This is a genomic window from Pseudomonas sp. LAM2023 (genome assembly GCF_016620375.1).
GTDB classification, from domain to species: Bacteria; Pseudomonadota; Gammaproteobacteria; order Pseudomonadales; family Pseudomonadaceae; genus Aquipseudomonas; species Aquipseudomonas anuradhapurensis.
In genome coordinates, this window is the sequence record NZ_JAENHV010000036.1 from 352619 (window position 1) to 368573 (window position 15955).

Below are 15955 nucleotides of genomic sequence, written 5' to 3' on the forward strand. Positions count from 1 at the left end.
CATGAAGCGTTTGTTGTCTGTGTTCGCCCTGGGGGGGGCGGTCGTGCTGGCAGGTTGCGTCGCGCCGACGCCCAAGCCGAACGACCCGTATTACGCGCCGGTCCTGCCGCGCACCCCGCTGCCGGCTGCAGCCAACAACGGTTCGATCTACCAGGCCGGTTTCGAGCAGAGCCTGTACACCGACCGCAAGGCGTTCCGCGTGGGTGACATCATCACCATCACCCTCAACGAACGCACTTCGGCGAGCAAGAACGCCGGCTCGCAGATCCAGAAGAACAGCAAGGCCGACATCGGCCTGACCTCGCTGTTTGGCGCCAACCCGAACACCAACAACCCGTTCGGCGGCGGCGACCTGTCGCTGGAGGCGGGTTACAGCGGCGATCGCACCACCAAGGGTGACAGCAAGGCCACCCAGGGCAACACCCTGACCGGCTCGATCACCGTCACCGTGGCCGAGGTGCTGCCCAACGGCATCATCGCCGTGCGCGGGGAAAAGTGGATGACCCTCAATACCGGTGAAGAGCTGGTGCGTATCGCCGGCCTGATCCGTGCCGATGACATCGCCACCGACAACACCGTGCCGTCCACCCGGGTGGCCGATGCGCGCATCACCTATTCGGGCACCGGTTCGTTCGCCGATGCCAGCCAGCCCGGTTGGCTGGATCGCTTCTTCATCAGCCCGCTTTGGCCCTTCTGAGTACGGATGAACATGTTCAACGTAAGGCAGCTGATTGCCGCGACCCTGCTCCTGTCCTGCGCGTTCGGTGCCCAAGCTGAGCGCCTGAAGGACATCGCCAGCATTTCTGGCGTGCGTTCCAACCAGTTGATCGGCTATGGCCTGGTGGTGGGGCTCAACGGCACGGGTGACCAGACCACCCAGACGCCGTTCACCCTGCAGACCTTCAACAACATGCTCTCGCAGTTCGGCATCAAGGTACCGGCCGGCTCCGGCAATGTGCAGTTGAAGAACGTCGCGGCGGTGTCGGTACATGCCGACCTGCCGGCCTTCGCCAAGCCGGGCCAGGTGGTGGACATTACCGTGTCCTCCATCGGTAACTCCAAGAGCCTGCGCGGTGGCAGCCTGCTGATGACGCCGCTGAAGGGTATCGACGGTAATGTCTATGCCATCGCCCAGGGCAACCTGGTGGTCGGCGGCTTCGATGCCGAGGGCCGGGATGGATCGAAGATCACCGTCAACGTTCCGTCGGCTGGTCGCATCCCGGGTGGCGCTACCGTCGAACGGGCGGTGCCGAGCGGCTTCAACCAGGGCAACAGCCTGACCCTGAACCTCAACCGCCCCGACTTCACCACGGCCAAGCGCATCGTCGACAAGGTCAACGAGCTGCTCGGCCCTGGCGTGGCCCAGGCCGTTGATGGCGGCTCGGTGCGGGTCACCGCGCCGATGGACCCGAGCCAGCGCGTCGACTACCTGTCGATCCTGGAAAACCTCGAGATCGACCCGGGCCAGGCCGTGGCCAAAGTCATCATCAACTCGCGTACCGGTACCATCGTCATCGGCCAGAACGTCAAGGTGTCGCCGGCGGCGGTGACCCACGGCAGCCTGACCGTGACCATCACCGAAGACCCGATCGTCAGCCAGCCGGGGCCGCTCTCCAATGGCCAGACCGCGGTGGTGCCGCGCTCGCGGGTGAACGCCGAGCAGGAAGCCAAGCCGATGTTCAAGTTCGGCCCGGGCACCACGCTGGATGAAATCGTCCGCGCGGTAAACCAGGTAGGTGCAGCGCCCAGCGACCTGATGGCGATCCTCGAAGCCCTGAAACAGGCCGGCGCCTTGCAGGCCGACCTGATCGTGATCTGAGGACGCTGCCGATGAACAGCAAAAGCCTGGTTTCCGGCAGCGCCGACAGCGGTGCCTACACCGACCTCAACCGCCTGAGTTCGCTCAAGCACGGCGACCGCGACAGCGACGCCAATGTGCGCAAGGTGGCGCAGGAGTTCGAATCGCTGTTCATCAGCGAAATGCTCAAGGCCTCGCGCAAGGCCAGCGACGTGCTGGCCGACGACAACCCGATGAATACCGAGACGGTGAAGCAGTATCGCGACATGTACGACCAGCAGTTGGCCGTGAGCATGTCCCGCGAAGGCGGGGGTATCGGCCTGCAGGACGTGCTGGTGCGCCAGCTGTCTAAGAACAAGAGCGCGCCGGCCAACACCAGCCCGTTCCCGCGCATCGAGGGCAACGCCCCGACGCTGTGGGGCAACAAGGTCGCCGAGCCGGTGCATGTCGCCCAGGCGAATGCCGGCCGCAACGACGTGGCCGCGCTCAATTCGCGGCGCCTGGCGCTGCCGAGCAGGGTCACCGATCGCCTGCTGGCCGGCATCGTGCCGTCGGCCGCCACCACCAACAACGCTGCCGTGCCGGCCCGCGATGGCCAGCAGGTGGCCAAGACCTTTGCCGTGCCGGACAACGGCCTGCGCATCCTCGGGCGCGCTGTGGCGCAGCCACCGCTGGCACCGAAAAAGGCCTTCGCCGACAGCGACGAATTCGTTGCCACCATGCTGCCGATGGCCGAACAGGCGGCCAAGCGCATCGGCATCGACCCGCGCTACCTGGTGGCGCAGGCTGCGCTGGAAACCGGCTGGGGCAAGTCGGTCATGCGCAACAGCGATGGCAGCAGCAGCCATAACCTGTTCGGCATCAAGGCCAGCGGCAACTGGCAGGGCGATTCGGCGCGGGCGATCACCAGCGAGTTCCGCGATGGCCAGTTCGTCAAGGAAACGGCAGCGTTCCGTTCCTACGACTCGTACCAGGACAGCTTCCACGACCTGGTTAGCCTGTTACAGAACAATTCGCGCTATCAAGATGCGGTGAAGGCCGCCGATAAACCAGAACAGTTCGTGCAAGAGTTGCAAAAGGCCGGGTACGCCACCGACCCGAATTACGCCAGCAAGATCTCGCAGATCGCAAGACAGATGAAGTCGTACGAGCACTACGCGATGCTCGGTACCGCAACAAAACTTTAAGGGCATGGAACCATGGCGAGTCTGATCAACATTGGTATGTCGGGGCTTGGCGCCGCGCAATCGGGGATGTACACCCTCGGTAACAACATTGCCAACGCCGATGTCGAAAGCTACTCACGCCAGCAGAATGTGCAGAAGACCAAGGGTGGCCAGCAAGTTGGCCAGGTGTTCATCGGCACCGGCACCACGCTGGCCGATGTACGCCGGGTGTATAACGCATTTCTGGAAAACCAGCTGCGCAGCACCACGTCGTTGAGCAGCGATGCCGCCTCGTACCTGAACCAGATCACGCCGCTGGATACCGCCCTGTCGAGCAGCGACACTGGCATCACTGCCGCTTTGCAAAGCTTCTTCAGTACCTTGCAGGATGCCGCGGCCAAACCGACCGAGGACGCCTCGCGGCAACTGCTGCTGACCAGCGCGCAGTCCCTGAGCAAGCGTTTCAACACGCTGTCGGCGCAGCTCAACCAGCAGAACAGCAACATCAACTCCAACATGGCGGCGATCGCCGATCAGGTGAACAACCTGACCAAGACCATCGCTGACCTCAACGACCAGATCTCTCGCGTCACGTCGATCTCAGGCCAGCCCAACGACTTGCTCGACCAGCGCGATGGCGCTGTGCGTGAGCTGAACAAGTTGATCGGCACCGATGTGGTGGAGCGTGATGGCAACTACGACGTCTACCTGAAAAACGGCCAGGCCCTGGTACTGGGCAAGACCACCCAGACCTTGGGCGTGGAGCCGAGCGCGACCGACCCGACCCGCATGAGCCTGATCCTCAACCGCGGCTCGACCAAGATGGACATCACCAGCACCACCAGTGGGGGCGAGTTGGGTGGCCTGATCCGCTACCGCAAGGAAACCCTCGATCCGGCGCTCAACGAGCTGGGCCGCGTGGCCCTGGTGGTGGCGGACGCGATCAACAGCCAGCTGGCCCAGGGTATCGACAAGAACGGTAACTTCGGCGCCACCCTGTTCGGCGATATCAACAGCGCCGCGGCGGTCAGCCAGCGCAGTATTGCCAAGTCCGGCAACAGCGCCGGCTCCGGCAACCTCGACGTGACCATCAAGGACACCGGCAAGCTGACCACCAGCGATTACCAGGTGACCTTCACCAGCGCCACTGGCTACAGTGTGCGCAAGTTGCCTGAAGGCACCGACATGGGCAGCTTCGACCTCGGTGACACACCGCCGCCGGTGATCGACGGCTTCACCCTGTCGCTCAACGGTGGTGGCCTGAGTGCCGGCGACAGCTTCAAGATCACCCCGACCCGCAACGCTGCGGCCGGCATCGAAACCGTGCTCACCGACCCCAAGCGCCTGGCACTTGCTGCACCGCTGACCGCCACCAGTGGTGCGGGCAACAAAGGCACCGGGGTGATCACCCAGCCGACGCTGACCTCGGAAATGGACATCTATGACGCCACCCAGCGCTCGCAGCTGCAGACCGGGCTGAAGTATTCGACCCCGGTCAAGCTGGTGTTCGGTGACGACAGCACGTCGCCACAGGCCTATACCCTGTACGATGCCCAGGGCAACAGCATCGGCAGTGGTACGATCATCCCCGGCCAGGAGAACAAGCTGCAATTGTCGGTGCCGATGGTCGATGCCAGCGGCAACCCGCTGGGTAGCGATTTCACCTTCGAGATGAGCGTTTCGGGCGCACCGAAGAATGGTGACAGCTATACCGTGGCGCTGACCGGCGCCGGCTCTGCGGACAACCGCAATGCCCAATCGGTGATCGACCTGCAGACCAAGCCCACGGTCGAGGTGGGTGCCAACGGCAAGGGCATCAGCTTCACCGACGCCTATGCCAAGCTGGTTTCCAACGTCGGCGGCAAGGCCGGCCAGGCACAGATGGACAGCGATGCCACCTCGGCGCTGCATACCTCTGCACTGGACAGCCGCAACGGCCTGTCGGGGGTGTCGGTCGACGAAGAGACCGGCAACCTGATCAAGTTCCAGCAGTACTACACCGCGTCGTCGCAGATCATCAAGGCGGCCCAGGAAACCTTCGCCACCCTGATCAACAGTCTTTAAGGAGCCGTAGATCGTGAGCGTACGCATCTCCACTTCGCAGTTCTACAATACCAACCAGGCCAACTACCAGCGCAACTTCTCCAACTCGGTGAAGACCCAGCAGGAAGCCACCGATGGCATTCGCGTGCGCTCGGCCAAGGACGACCCGGTTGGCGCTGCCCGCCTGCTGCAGCTGGAGCAGCAGCAGAACATGCTCGAACAGTACGGCGACAACATCGTCAATGTGCGCAATGCCCTGGGTACTGCCGAAAGCACCCTGAAGTCCATCGGCACCATCCTGCAGCGGGTCAACGAACTGGCGGTGAGCTCCGGCAACGCCGGCTTCACCGACGACGACCGCAAGGCCAATGCCGCCGAACTGGATTCGCTTGAGCAGCAGCTGTTCACCCTGATGAACAGCAAGGACGAAAACGGCAAGTACATCTTCTCCGGTTCCAAGGGCGACACCCAACCGTATGTGCGCAATGCCGATGGCACCTACTCCTACCAGGGCGACCAGTCGCAGCTGAAGTTGCAGGTGGGCGACATGCTCAGCCTGGCGGCCAACGAAACCGGCTACGATGCGTTCGAGCAGGCGCTGAACACCAGCCGCAGCGAGACCAGGCTGACTGCGCCGGCCACCGATGATGGCCGGGTCAGCCTGTCCAACGGCCAGGTTTCCGGCAGCTCTACCTACAACGACCGCTTCCGCAGTGGCGAGCCTTACAGCATCGAGTTCATCAGCAGCACACAATTCAAGATCACCGATGCCGGCGGCAACGACGTCACCCTCGAGGCGACCCAGGGCGGCAAGTTCGACCCGAAAGGCGACAACACCGAGATCAGCTTCCGTGGCGTCGACCTGCGCCTGGACATCAGCTTCAAGGCCGGTGACGAAGCCGACCCGGATGCGGCCATCGCCGGCCACACCTTCAGCCTGACCTCCAAGGCCGACCAGATCGGTAGCAGCCGCAGCCCGGGTAATGCCTCGTCGGTACAGATCACCGGTAGCTCGGTGGTCGACCAGGCGGCGTACAAGGCCGCCTTCCCCGAAGGTGCAGTGCTCAAGTTCACCAGCGCCACCGACTTCGAGCTGTACACCGCGCCGGTCAGCGACGGCAGTCGGCCAATCTCCACGGGCACCCTGAGCGGTACCACCGCCACGGTACTGGGCGTGCAGTTCGACTTGTCCGGCGCGCCAAGTGCCGGTGACGCGTTTGCCATCAAGGTCGATACCCACCAGACCCAGAACGTGCTCGATACCATCAGCCAGCTGCGCGCTGCGCTGAGCACCCCGATCGACGGTGACCCGGCCGCCGCGCAGACTTTCAAGGCCGCGCTGGACTCGGCCATCGGCAACATCGGCAGCGCCACCAACCAGGTGACTTCGTCGATCGCCTCGATCGGTGGCCGTGGCCAGGCGCTGGACGTGCAGGCCGAGACCAACTCGGCGCTGGGCGCGGAGAACACCAAGACCCAGAGCTCGATCCGCGAAAGCGATCCGGCCGAAGTGATGATCCGCCTGACCATGCAGACCAACATGCTGCAGGCCTCGTTGCAGGCCTATGCCAAGGTCGCCGGTCTGTCGCTGGTCAACTACATCTGATAGCGCTGCATGCGTAGCCAATCGTGCGCCGCCACCGTCAGGTGCGGCGCACTTTTTTTTGCAAGGTCGCCAACGTGAACGAAAAGCCTCTCGTCAGTATCGTCATCCCTGCCTACAGCCCACGGTTCTTTGCCATGGCCTTGCACAGCGCCCTCGGCCAGGCCTATGAGGCGCTGGAGGTGCTGGTCTGCGACGACAGCGAAGGCGAGGAGATCGAAGCCATCGTCAACGCTGTCGAGGGCGAATTGCGCGCTTGCGTGCGCTATGTGCGTAACAGCCGGCGCCTGGGTTTTGTCGCCAACCTGGTGCAGGCGGTGAGCTTGGCCCGGGGCGCGCTGGTCAAGGTGCTGTGCGACGACGATCGGCTCTTCCCGCAGTGCGTGACGCACCAGGCCAAGGCCTTGCTGGAGCATGACGAAGTCGGCCTGGTGTTGTCGCAGCGCGTGCTCTGTGACGAGAACAATTTCATCCTGCCGATGCGTATCGCCAATGCGCGCTTCGCCAATGTCGACAGCCTGTTCAAGGGCGAAGACATGCTGGCCATGCTCGATGGGCGGCCCGTGAACTTCCTGGGCAATTTCTCGGCGGCGCTGATGCGTCGCGAGCAGGCACTGGAGTGGTTGCAGGCACTCACCAGCGATGGCCTGAGCTTCGTCGCGCTGCTGGACCTGGCGCTGTTCGCCTGCCTGATGCGGCGCGGCAACATGGTCATGCTCAGCGAGCCGGGCCTGATCGAGCGCCTGCACCCCCAGCGCTTGAGCAAGCAGGAAGCGCTGGTCCAGGCCGCACCGCAGGAGTGGCGCTGGATGATGCAGATGCTCGCCGCGCGCAGTGGCGAGGCCGCGCCCGCCAGTGGCTGGGTGCGCTACGTGCCACTGAGCGAGGCACAGCAGCAGCCACGCCAATGGCAGGAGCTGTGTGTGGCACGCATCATCAGCAACTGGCAGACCCGCCTGGGTGGTCGGGTCGGCAGCGAGTGCGAAAGCTATGCCGAGCTTTATCAGCAGTGGTTGGCGGCGCGCCGCTTCAGCGACGTGCAGCGCGGCCTGCTGCCCCAGGCGATAGCGGCCTGGCCACGTCAGCCGCGCATCGTGCCGGTGGTGCTGGATACCCAGGGTGATGCCCAGGCCCTGGCGCGCACCCTCGACAGCCTGGCCGGGCAGTTGTACCCCGTGCATGCCTGCGTGGTGCTGGCCGATGCCGAACCCGCCAGCCCGATACCGCTGGTGCATCAGCCGCTGCAGAGCGACTGGCCCAAGCAGTTGAACCAGCTGCTGGCCTCGTTGCATGACGCCGACTGGATCTACCTGCTGCGTGCCGGTGACCGGCTCGCCGAATCGGCCATTCTGCTGTTGGCTGAACGTGCCGCGGTGTTTCCCAACCTGGCATGTGCCTACAGCGATGAAGGGGCCTGGCTCGATGACCAGCCGGGCGAACCGGTGTTCAAGCCGGACTTCAACCTCGACCTGTTGCGTAGCTACCCCTATGTCGGCCGCACCCTGGCCTTCGCCCGCGAGGCAATTCTCGACCTTGGCGGTTTCGATGCCGGCTTTGCCGAGCTGGCCCCGCATGACCTGCTCTGGCGCCTGGTCGAGAGCCGAGGCCTGCAGGTGGTCGAGCACATTGCCGAAATCCAGGTGCAATCGGAGTTCAGCTTCGCCAACTGGCTGTCGCTGCCGGAAGTGATCGCCCAGAGCGAACCGCTGCTGGCCGCGCACCTGCAGCGGCTGGGCGTGGCGCATCGGATCCGGCATGACGACCTGTCGTTGCTCAATCGGGTGGACTACCTGCATGCCGACACCCCGCAGGTATCGATCCTCGTTCCTGTCGGTGATGACCTGGCGGGCCTGCAGGCCTGTGTCGAAGGGCTGATCGAACGCACCGCCTATGGCCGCTACGAGATATTGCTGGTGGCCGGCCCGACCGTGGCGGCCGACGTCGACGGCTGGCTGCAGGCCATGAGCGAGCTCGGTGCAGGCATGCTGCGCGTCGTCCGGGCGCTCGGCGGTTCGCGCAGTCAGCTGCTCGATACCGCTGCGGCCGAGGCGTGTGGTGACTACCTGTTGTTGCTCGATGCCAGCGTGCAGGTGTTCGACGGCCAGTGGCTGGCGGAAATGCTCCAGCATGCCCAGCGCCCGGAAGTGGCGGTGGTCGGCGCCAAGCTGGTCGATGCCCAGGGCCGGGTGGTCGAGGCGGGCCGGGTGCTGGGGGTTGCCAGCGTGGCCGGTCCGGCGTTCGCCGGGGAAGATGCGCAGTCGCGTGGTTACCTGCAACGCTTGCAGGTGGTCCAGGACTGGAGCGCTGTCGGCGGCGATTGCCTGATGGTGCGCAAGGCAGTGTTCGCCGAGCTGGGAGGGCTGGGTGCGCAACCGCTGAGCCAGGGCATGGCCGAGCTCGACCTGTGCCTGCGTGCGGGGGCACGTGGTTATCTGGTGGTCGGCACGCCCTATGCCATGCTGCTCAAGCGCGAAGCGACGACCAGCAGCGATGGGCTTGGTCAGGACGCGTTGCTGGAACAGCAGCAGGTGTTCTGCGAGCGCTGGCTGAGCAAGGTCGTCCGCGACCCGGCCTATAACCCCAACCTGGGGCTGGCCAACGGTGACTTCAGCCTCGAGCCGAGCCTGCGTGGCAGCTGGAGCCCGCTGTGTGCCCGGGCGTTGCCGTCGGTGCTGGGGTTGCCGATCAACGACAGTGCGGTGGGCCATTACCGGGTCGAACAGCCGTTCAAGCAGTTGGAAGCCGCCGGGCGCGTGGTCGGGCGCGTGGTCTACGAGTCGCCGACCGTGGTCCAGCTGGCGCGCATGGACCCGGACGTGATCATCCTGCAGTTGCGCCATAACGATGACTCGGTGCGCGACATCGAACGCATCGCCCGCTTCTCCAACGCCCGGCGCATCTTCGAGATCGACGACTACGTGCTCAGCGCGCCGAAGAAGAACACCCATGCGCGCAACAAGCCAGCCGACATCGAGCAGCACCTGCGCCGTGGCATCAGCCTGTGCGACCGGGTGGTGGTGACCACCCAGGCGTTGGCCAATGCGCTGGCAGACATGCATGACGATATCCGCGTGGTGCCGAACATGCTGGCACCGCACCTGTGGACCAACCTTCCGGCCAGCCGCCGTGGCACTTCGAGCAAGCCGCGGGTGGGTTGGGGCGGCGGTACCAGCCACAGTGGCGACCTGGAGATCATCGCCGAGGTGGTGCGCGAACTGGCCAACGAAGTGGAGTGGGTGTTCTTCGGCATGTGCCCCGAGGCGCTCAAGCCCTACATCCACGAGTACCACCCGGGCGTGCCGCTGGCGCGCTACCCGGCCAAGCTGGCGAGCCTGAACCTCGACCTGGCCCTGGCGCCGCTGGAATTCCACATCTTCAACGACTGCAAGAGCAACTTGCGGCTGCTGGAGTACGGCGCCTGCGGTTACCCGACCATCTGCACCGACACCGAGGCCTACCGCGGCTACCTGCCGTGCACGCGGGTGTACAGCAACAGCACCGAGGAATGGCTGCAGGCGATCCGCTCGCACCTGGCCGACCCGGCGGCCAGTTACCGCATGGGCGACGAATTGCGCGAGGCGGTGATGCGCGACTTCGTGCTGCGTGACGACAACCTGCGCCACTGGGAGTGGGGCTGGCTGGCCGACTGATTTTTCGCCTGAGCGGAGCAGGGGTCGCAAAGCGGCCCCTGCTTTTTTGCAGATTGGCGCATTTCCTGCAGTACCCCATCGATATCGCCATAAATCCTTCGCCCTGGCGTTGCAAGGGGCGCGAAGTACAAGAGGAAATCGATGAAGGCAGTCATTCTGGCGGGTGGTCTCGGCACGCGTATCAGCGAAGAGTCGCACCTCAAGCCCAAACCGATGATCGAGATCGGTGGCAAGCCAATTCTTTGGCACATCATGAAGCAGTATTCGGCGCACGGTATCCATGACTTCGTGATTTGCCTGGGCTACAAGGGCTATGCGATCAAGGACTTCTTCGCCAACTACTTCCTGCACACCTCCGACGTCACCTTCGACATGCGCGCCAACCGCATGGACGTGCATCAGAACTACAGCGAGCCTTGGCGCGTGACCCTGGTAGACACCGGTGAAGAAACCATGACTGGTGGCCGACTGCGCCGCGCCGCACGTTACCTGGAAGGCGAGAAGGCGTTCTGCTTCACCTACGGTGATGGCGTGTCCGACATCGATATCGGCGCGCTGGTCGATTTCCACCACGGCCACGGCAAGTTCGCCACGGTCACGGCGGTGCAGCCACCTGGTCGCTACGGTGCCCTGCAGCGCGATGGCGACCAGGTGCTGGGCTTTACCGAGAAACCGCGCGGTGATGGCGGCTGGATCAATGGTGGCTTCTTCGTGCTGTCGCCCGAGGTGCTGCCCTACATCGACGGCGATGCCACCTCGTGGGAGGCCGAGCCGCTGTCGCGCCTGGCCCATGAGGGGCAATTGCATGCCTTTGCCCATGAGGGCTTCTGGCACCCGATGGACACCCTGCGGGACAAGAACCACCTGGAACAGTTGTGGAACAGCGGGGAGGCGCCATGGAAGCAGTGGGACTGAGCCCTGCGTTCTGGGCTGGCAAACGCGTTCTGCTCACCGGCCATACCGGTTTCAAGGGCAGCTGGCTGGCGCTCTGGCTGCACAGCCTGGGCGCCCGGGTCACCGGCTTTGCCCTCGACCCTGCGACCGAGCCGAGCCTGTTCGAGCTGGCACGGGTCGGCGAGGGCATCGATGACCGCCGTGGCGACATCCGCGACCTTGGCGTGCTGCTGGAGCTGGTCGCCGAAGTACAGCCGGAGATCGTCCTGCACCTGGCGGCGCAACCACTGGTGCGCGAAAGCTACCGCGATCCGCTGGGCACCTATTCGACCAATGTCATGGGTACCCTCAACCTGCTCGAAGCCGTGCGCCAGACCGGTGGCGTGCGCGCCTGCGTGGTGGTCACCACCGACAAGGTGTACGCCAACCAGGAATGGCCCTGGCCCTATCGCGAGAACGAAGCGTTGGGCGGGCACGACCCCTATAGCAGCAGCAAGGCCTGCTGCGAGATCCTCGCGCAATCTTACGCCGCATCGTTCTTCCCGGCCGAGCGCCATGCCGAGCATGGCCTGAGCCTTGCCACCGCACGGGCCGGCAACGTGCTGGGCGGCGGCGACTTCTCGCCCGAGCGGCTGATCCCCGACGTGCTCAAGGCGTGGACCGCCGGTGACCCGGTGACCCTGCGCTTCCCCGCGGCCGTGCGCCCCTGGCAGCACGTGCTGGAGCCGCTGGCCGGCTACCTGCAGCTGGCCGCGAGCCTTTATCAGCAGGGCCAGCGCTTTGCCGGCGCGTGGAACTTCGGCCCCGGTGACGATGACATGTGCAGCGTCGGCGAGGTGGTGCAGTTGCTGGCCGACCGCTGGCCGCAGGCGCCCGGCGTCAGCTTCGAGCAGAGCGACATGCACGAAGCCGGTTTGCTGCGCCTGGACAGCTCGCGTGCCCGCCAGCTGCTGGCCTGGCGCCCGCGCTGGGCACTCGAGGAATGCATCGAGCGCACCCTGGGCTGGCACCTTGCCTGGCACAAGGGCATGGACATGCGTGCGGTGAGCCTGACCCAGCTGAGCCTGTACCAGGAGTCGCTGTGAGCCAGTACCGCCTGCACCCCTTGCCGTTGCCGGGCCTGGCGCGCATCGAACATCGCCGTGTCGAAGACGCCCGTGGCGCTTTTTCGCGGTTGTACTGCGAAGACAGCCTGGAGCGCTTCGGCGCGCCATTCCACATCCGCCAGATCAACCGCTCGCTGACCCGCCAGCGCGGCAGCGTGCGCGGCCTGCATTACCAGGCCGGGCCGCAACCGGAGAGCAAGTACATCACCTGCCTGCAAGGTGCGGTATGGGATGTGGTGGTCGATCTGCGTGCCGGCTCGCCGACCTTCCTGCACTGGCATGCCGAGCACCTCGAGGCCGGCCAGGGCAGCAGCCTGCTGGTGCCGGCTGGCTGCGCCCACGGCTTCCAGGCCTTGAGCGACGACGCCGAGCTGCTGTACCTGCACAGCGCCGACTACGCCCCGGAGCATGAAGGCGGGCTGTCGGTGCTCGACCCGCGCCTGGCCATTGCCTGGCCGCTGCCCGTGATCAACCTCTCGGCCCGGGATGAGCAGCACCCCTGGCTGGACGACCGCTTTACCGGAGTGACCGTATGAATTGCCGTGGTTGTGGCAGTGTCTTGCACCTGCCGTTGATCGATTTGGGTACCTCGCCGCCCTCCAATGCCTACCTGCGCCCCGAGCAACTGGCCGAGGCGGAGCAATGGGTGCCGTTGAAAGTCGCGGTATGCGAGCAATGCTGGCTGGTGCAGACCGAGGACTACACCCGCGCCGAGCAGCTGTTCGACGCCGACTATGCCTACTTCAGCTCCTATTCCAGCTCCTGGCTGGCCCATGCCGAAGCCTATGTGGCGAGCATGACCGAGCGCTTCGGGCTGAATGCCGACAGCCGCGTGGTGGAAATTGCCGCCAACGATGGCTACCTGCTGCAGTACGTGGCCCGGCGCGGCATTCCCTGCCTGGGCGTCGAGCCAACCCGCAGCACCGCCGAGGCGGCGCGGGCCAAGGGCCTGGAAATCCGCGAGGTGTTCTTTGGCCGCGCCGTGGCCGCGCAACTGCTGGCCGAGGGCTGGGGCGCCGACCTGATGGCAGCCAACAACGTGCTTGCCCATGTGCCGGACATCAATGACTTCCTCGGCGGTTTCGCCAGCTTGCTCAAGCCGAGCGGCGTGGCCACCTTCGAATTCCCGCACCTGCTGTCGCTGATCGCCCAGCACCAGTTCGACACGCTGTACCACGAGCACTATTCCTACCTGTCGCTGACCGCGGTGCAGATCCTCTGCCAGCGCAACGGCCTGGAACTGTTCGACGTGCAGGAGCTGTCGACCCATGGTGGCTCGCTGCGGGTGTTCGTGCAGCGAGCCGATGGCCAGCGCCGCGCCGTGGAACCGACTGTCGCCAGCCTGCTGGCGCTGGAAGAGGAGGTGGGCGTGCGTAGCCCCGGCTTCTACGCCACCCTGGCGCCGGCCGCCGAGCGCATCAAGCTGCAACTGCTGCGCTTCCTGCTGGATGCCAAGGCCGCCGGCAAGCGGGTGGTCGGCTACGGCGCCGCCGCCAAGGGCAATACCTTGCTCAACTATGCCGGGGTCAAGGCCGACCTGCTGGCGTGGGTGGCCGATGCCAACCCGCACAAGCAGGGCAAGTTCCTGCCCGGCAGCCGCATCCCGGTGGTGGCACCCGAACGCCTGGCCGAAGAGCAACCGGACTATGTGCTGGTGCTGCCGTGGAACCTGCTGCGCGAAGTCAGCGAACAGCAGGCCGGCATCCGTGAGTGGGGCGGTCGCTTCGTCATCGCCGTGCCCGAGTTGACCGTGCTATGAGCGCACTGCATGTGCTGGTGACGGGGGCCACCGGTTTCGTTGGCAGCCATCTGGTGGCGCAACTACTGGCCCGCGGTTGTCGGGTGCGCGCCCTGGCGCGTGACCTGGAGCGGGCGCGCAGCATGCCGTGGTTCGACCAGGTGCAGTTCGTCGCTGGTGACCTGCAGCTGGCGGATGCCGGGCAGGTCGCCAGCTGGGTCGACGGTATCGATGCACTGGCCCACCTGGCCTGGCCGGGGCTGCCGAATTACCAGGCGCTGTTCCACCTTGAGCAGAACCTGATGGCCGACTATCGCTTCGTCAAGCATGCGGTCGAGGCTGGCGTGGCGCAGGTATTGGTCACCGGCACTTGCTTCGAATACGGCATGCAGAGCGGCCCGCTGGACGAACACTGCCTGGCGCGCCCGGCCAACCCCTATGGCCTGGCCAAGCACAGCCTGCATCAGTTCCTCCAGGCGTTGCAGATGCACCGACCGTTCACCTTGCAATGGGCGCGCTTGTTCTACCTGCATGGTGAAGGCCAGAACCCCAACAGCCTGCTGGCTGCACTCGATCGCGCCATCGACAGCAAGGCGGCGGTGTTCGACATGTCCGCGGGCGAGCAGCTGCGCGACTTCCAGCCCGTCACCGAGGCGGCACGCCAGTTGGCCGGCCTGTTGCACTGCGCGGGGTTCTCCGGTGTGGTGAACTGCGCCAGCGGCCGACCGGTAGCGGTACGCAGCCTGGTCGAACAGCGCCTGCGCGAGCGTGGGGCCGAGCTGGTGCTGAACCTGGGTCATTACCCCTATCCGAGCCACGAGCCCATGGCGTTCTGGGCCGTGACTGACCGACTCGAGCAACTGCTGGCTGCCCAAGGAGCGCCCCATGGCCTATGAGTTGTACCGCGCAGCCGGCCTGCCCGTGCTGCAGAACCGTACCTTCGCCGATGCCACCAGCGCACGCGCGTCGGCCAGTGGCGACATGTGCCTGGTCCAGGATGAGCGCACTGGCCTGGTCTACAACCAGGCCTTCGACGCGTCCTTGTTGAGCTATGACAGCGACTACCAGAACGAGCAGGCCCTGTCCCCGGCGTTCCAGCGTCACCTGGATGAAGTAGAACGGCTGATCGCCCGCTACTTTGCCGGCAAGCGCCTGATCGAGGTGGGTTGTGGCAAGGGTTACTTCCTTGAATTGCTGCGCCAGCGCGGGCATCGGGTAACCGGCATCGACCCGGCCTACGAAGGCGACAACCCGGAGGTGATCAAGGCGCCGTTCACCCGTGCGCTGGGACTGTCGGCCGATGCCGTGGTGTTGCGTCATGTACTGGAGCATATCGCCGACCCGCTGGCGTTCCTCGCGGCCATCGCCGATGCCAACCAGGGGGGGCTGATCTACATCGAAGTGCCGTGCCTGGACTGGATCCTCGACCACCGCGCCTGGTTCGACCTGTTCTACGAGCACGTCAACTACTTCCGCCTGGATGACCTGCGCCGCTGCTTTGGCACGGTGCTGGACGCCGGCCACCTGTTCAACGGCCAGTACCTGTACATCGTCGCCGACCTGGCCAGCCTGCGGGTGCCGGCTTTCGATGGCCAGCGCCTGCAGTTGCCGGCCGGCTTCAGCGCCAGCCTCGAACGCGGCCAGGCGTTGTTGCGCGAGCATGCCGGGCGCGGTGCGGCGATCTGGGGGGCATCGTCCAAGGGCGTGATCTATTCGCTGTACTTGCAGCGTGCCGGCGTGCAGGTCGACCACGTGATCGACATCAACCCGGCCAAGCAGGGCCGCCACCTGCCACTCAGCGGCTTGCGCGTGTCGTCGCCCGAAGAGGCGTTGGCCAGCCTGCCGGACGGGGCGCAGATCTTCGTGATGAATTCCAACTACCTGGACGAGATCCGCCGCGACACCGGCAACCGTTTCGTCTACCACGCGGTCGATGATGCCGCGTTCCAATGACCTT

12 protein-coding genes are annotated in these 15955 nt (G+C 65.1%); all 12 read left to right on the forward strand.

Going from position 1 to position 15955, the window contains the following annotated elements:
• The first annotated feature begins 1 nt into the window (after position 1).
• The 12 genes from flgH (at position 2) to JKP78_RS21435 (ending at position 15951) form a co-directional block, all read left to right on the forward strand.
• Positions 2–697, forward strand: coding sequence for a flagellar basal body L-ring protein FlgH (gene flgH / locus JKP78_RS21380; protein WP_170031157.1), 696 nt, complete (start codon positions 2–4; stop codon positions 695–697).
• A gap of 12 nt (positions 698–709) precedes the next feature.
• Positions 710–1819 (forward strand): flagellar basal body P-ring protein FlgI, encoded by a 1110-nt coding sequence (locus JKP78_RS21385; RefSeq protein WP_186679656.1) that lies wholly within the window; start codon positions 710–712, stop codon positions 1817–1819.
• A gap of 11 nt (positions 1820–1830) precedes the next feature.
• A complete protein-coding gene (flgJ, locus tag JKP78_RS21390; RefSeq protein WP_186688714.1) occupies positions 1831–2985 on the forward strand; it encodes a flagellar assembly peptidoglycan hydrolase FlgJ in 1155 nt (384 codons plus the stop codon).
• Positions 2986–2997: 12 nt separating this feature from the next.
• A complete protein-coding gene (gene flgK, locus JKP78_RS21395) occupies positions 2998–5028 on the forward strand; it encodes a flagellar hook-associated protein FlgK (RefSeq protein ID WP_186688716.1) in 2031 nt (676 codons plus the stop codon).
• Positions 5029–5041: 13 nt separating this feature from the next.
• Complete coding sequence (locus tag JKP78_RS21400) at positions 5042–6613, forward strand: flagellar hook-associated protein 3 (protein WP_200627551.1); 1572 nt, start codon at positions 5042–5044, stop codon at positions 6611–6613.
• Between the two features lie 74 nt (positions 6614–6687).
• Positions 6688–10260 carry a glycosyltransferase gene (locus JKP78_RS21405; RefSeq protein WP_200627552.1) on the forward strand — a complete coding sequence of 1191 codons (3573 nt, stop codon included), beginning with the start codon at positions 6688–6690 and terminating at the stop codon, positions 10258–10260.
• Between the two features lie 141 nt (positions 10261–10401).
• Entirely contained in the window at positions 10402–11175 is a 774-nt protein-coding gene (gene rfbF, locus JKP78_RS21410) for a glucose-1-phosphate cytidylyltransferase (RefSeq protein ID WP_170031145.1), read from the forward strand.
• The gene (gene rfbG, locus JKP78_RS21415) at positions 11157–12239 is read left to right on the forward strand and encodes a CDP-glucose 4,6-dehydratase (RefSeq protein ID WP_200627553.1); all 1083 of its coding nucleotides are present in this window, start codon (positions 11157–11159) and stop codon (positions 12237–12239) included. The genes rfbF and rfbG overlap by 19 nt, the downstream gene beginning before the upstream one ends.
• Positions 12236–12796, forward strand: a complete 561-nt coding sequence (locus tag JKP78_RS21420) for a dTDP-4-dehydrorhamnose 3,5-epimerase family protein (protein WP_170031141.1) — start codon at positions 12236–12238, stop codon at positions 12794–12796. The genes rfbG and JKP78_RS21420 overlap by 4 nt, the downstream gene beginning before the upstream one ends.
• On the forward strand, positions 12793–14019 hold the full coding sequence (locus JKP78_RS21425; RefSeq protein WP_200627554.1) for a class I SAM-dependent methyltransferase: 1227 nt from the start codon (positions 12793–12795) through the stop codon (positions 14017–14019). Before JKP78_RS21420 ends, JKP78_RS21425 begins: the two co-directional genes overlap by 4 nt.
• On the forward strand, positions 14016–14894 hold the full coding sequence (locus JKP78_RS21430) for an NAD-dependent epimerase/dehydratase family protein (RefSeq protein WP_200627555.1): 879 nt from the start codon (positions 14016–14018) through the stop codon (positions 14892–14894). Before JKP78_RS21425 ends, JKP78_RS21430 begins: the two co-directional genes overlap by 4 nt.
• Positions 14884–15951 (forward strand): class I SAM-dependent methyltransferase, encoded by a 1068-nt coding sequence (locus JKP78_RS21435; RefSeq protein WP_200627556.1) that lies wholly within the window; start codon positions 14884–14886, stop codon positions 15949–15951. Before JKP78_RS21430 ends, JKP78_RS21435 begins: the two co-directional genes overlap by 11 nt.
• Positions 15952–15955: the final 4 nt, after the last annotated feature.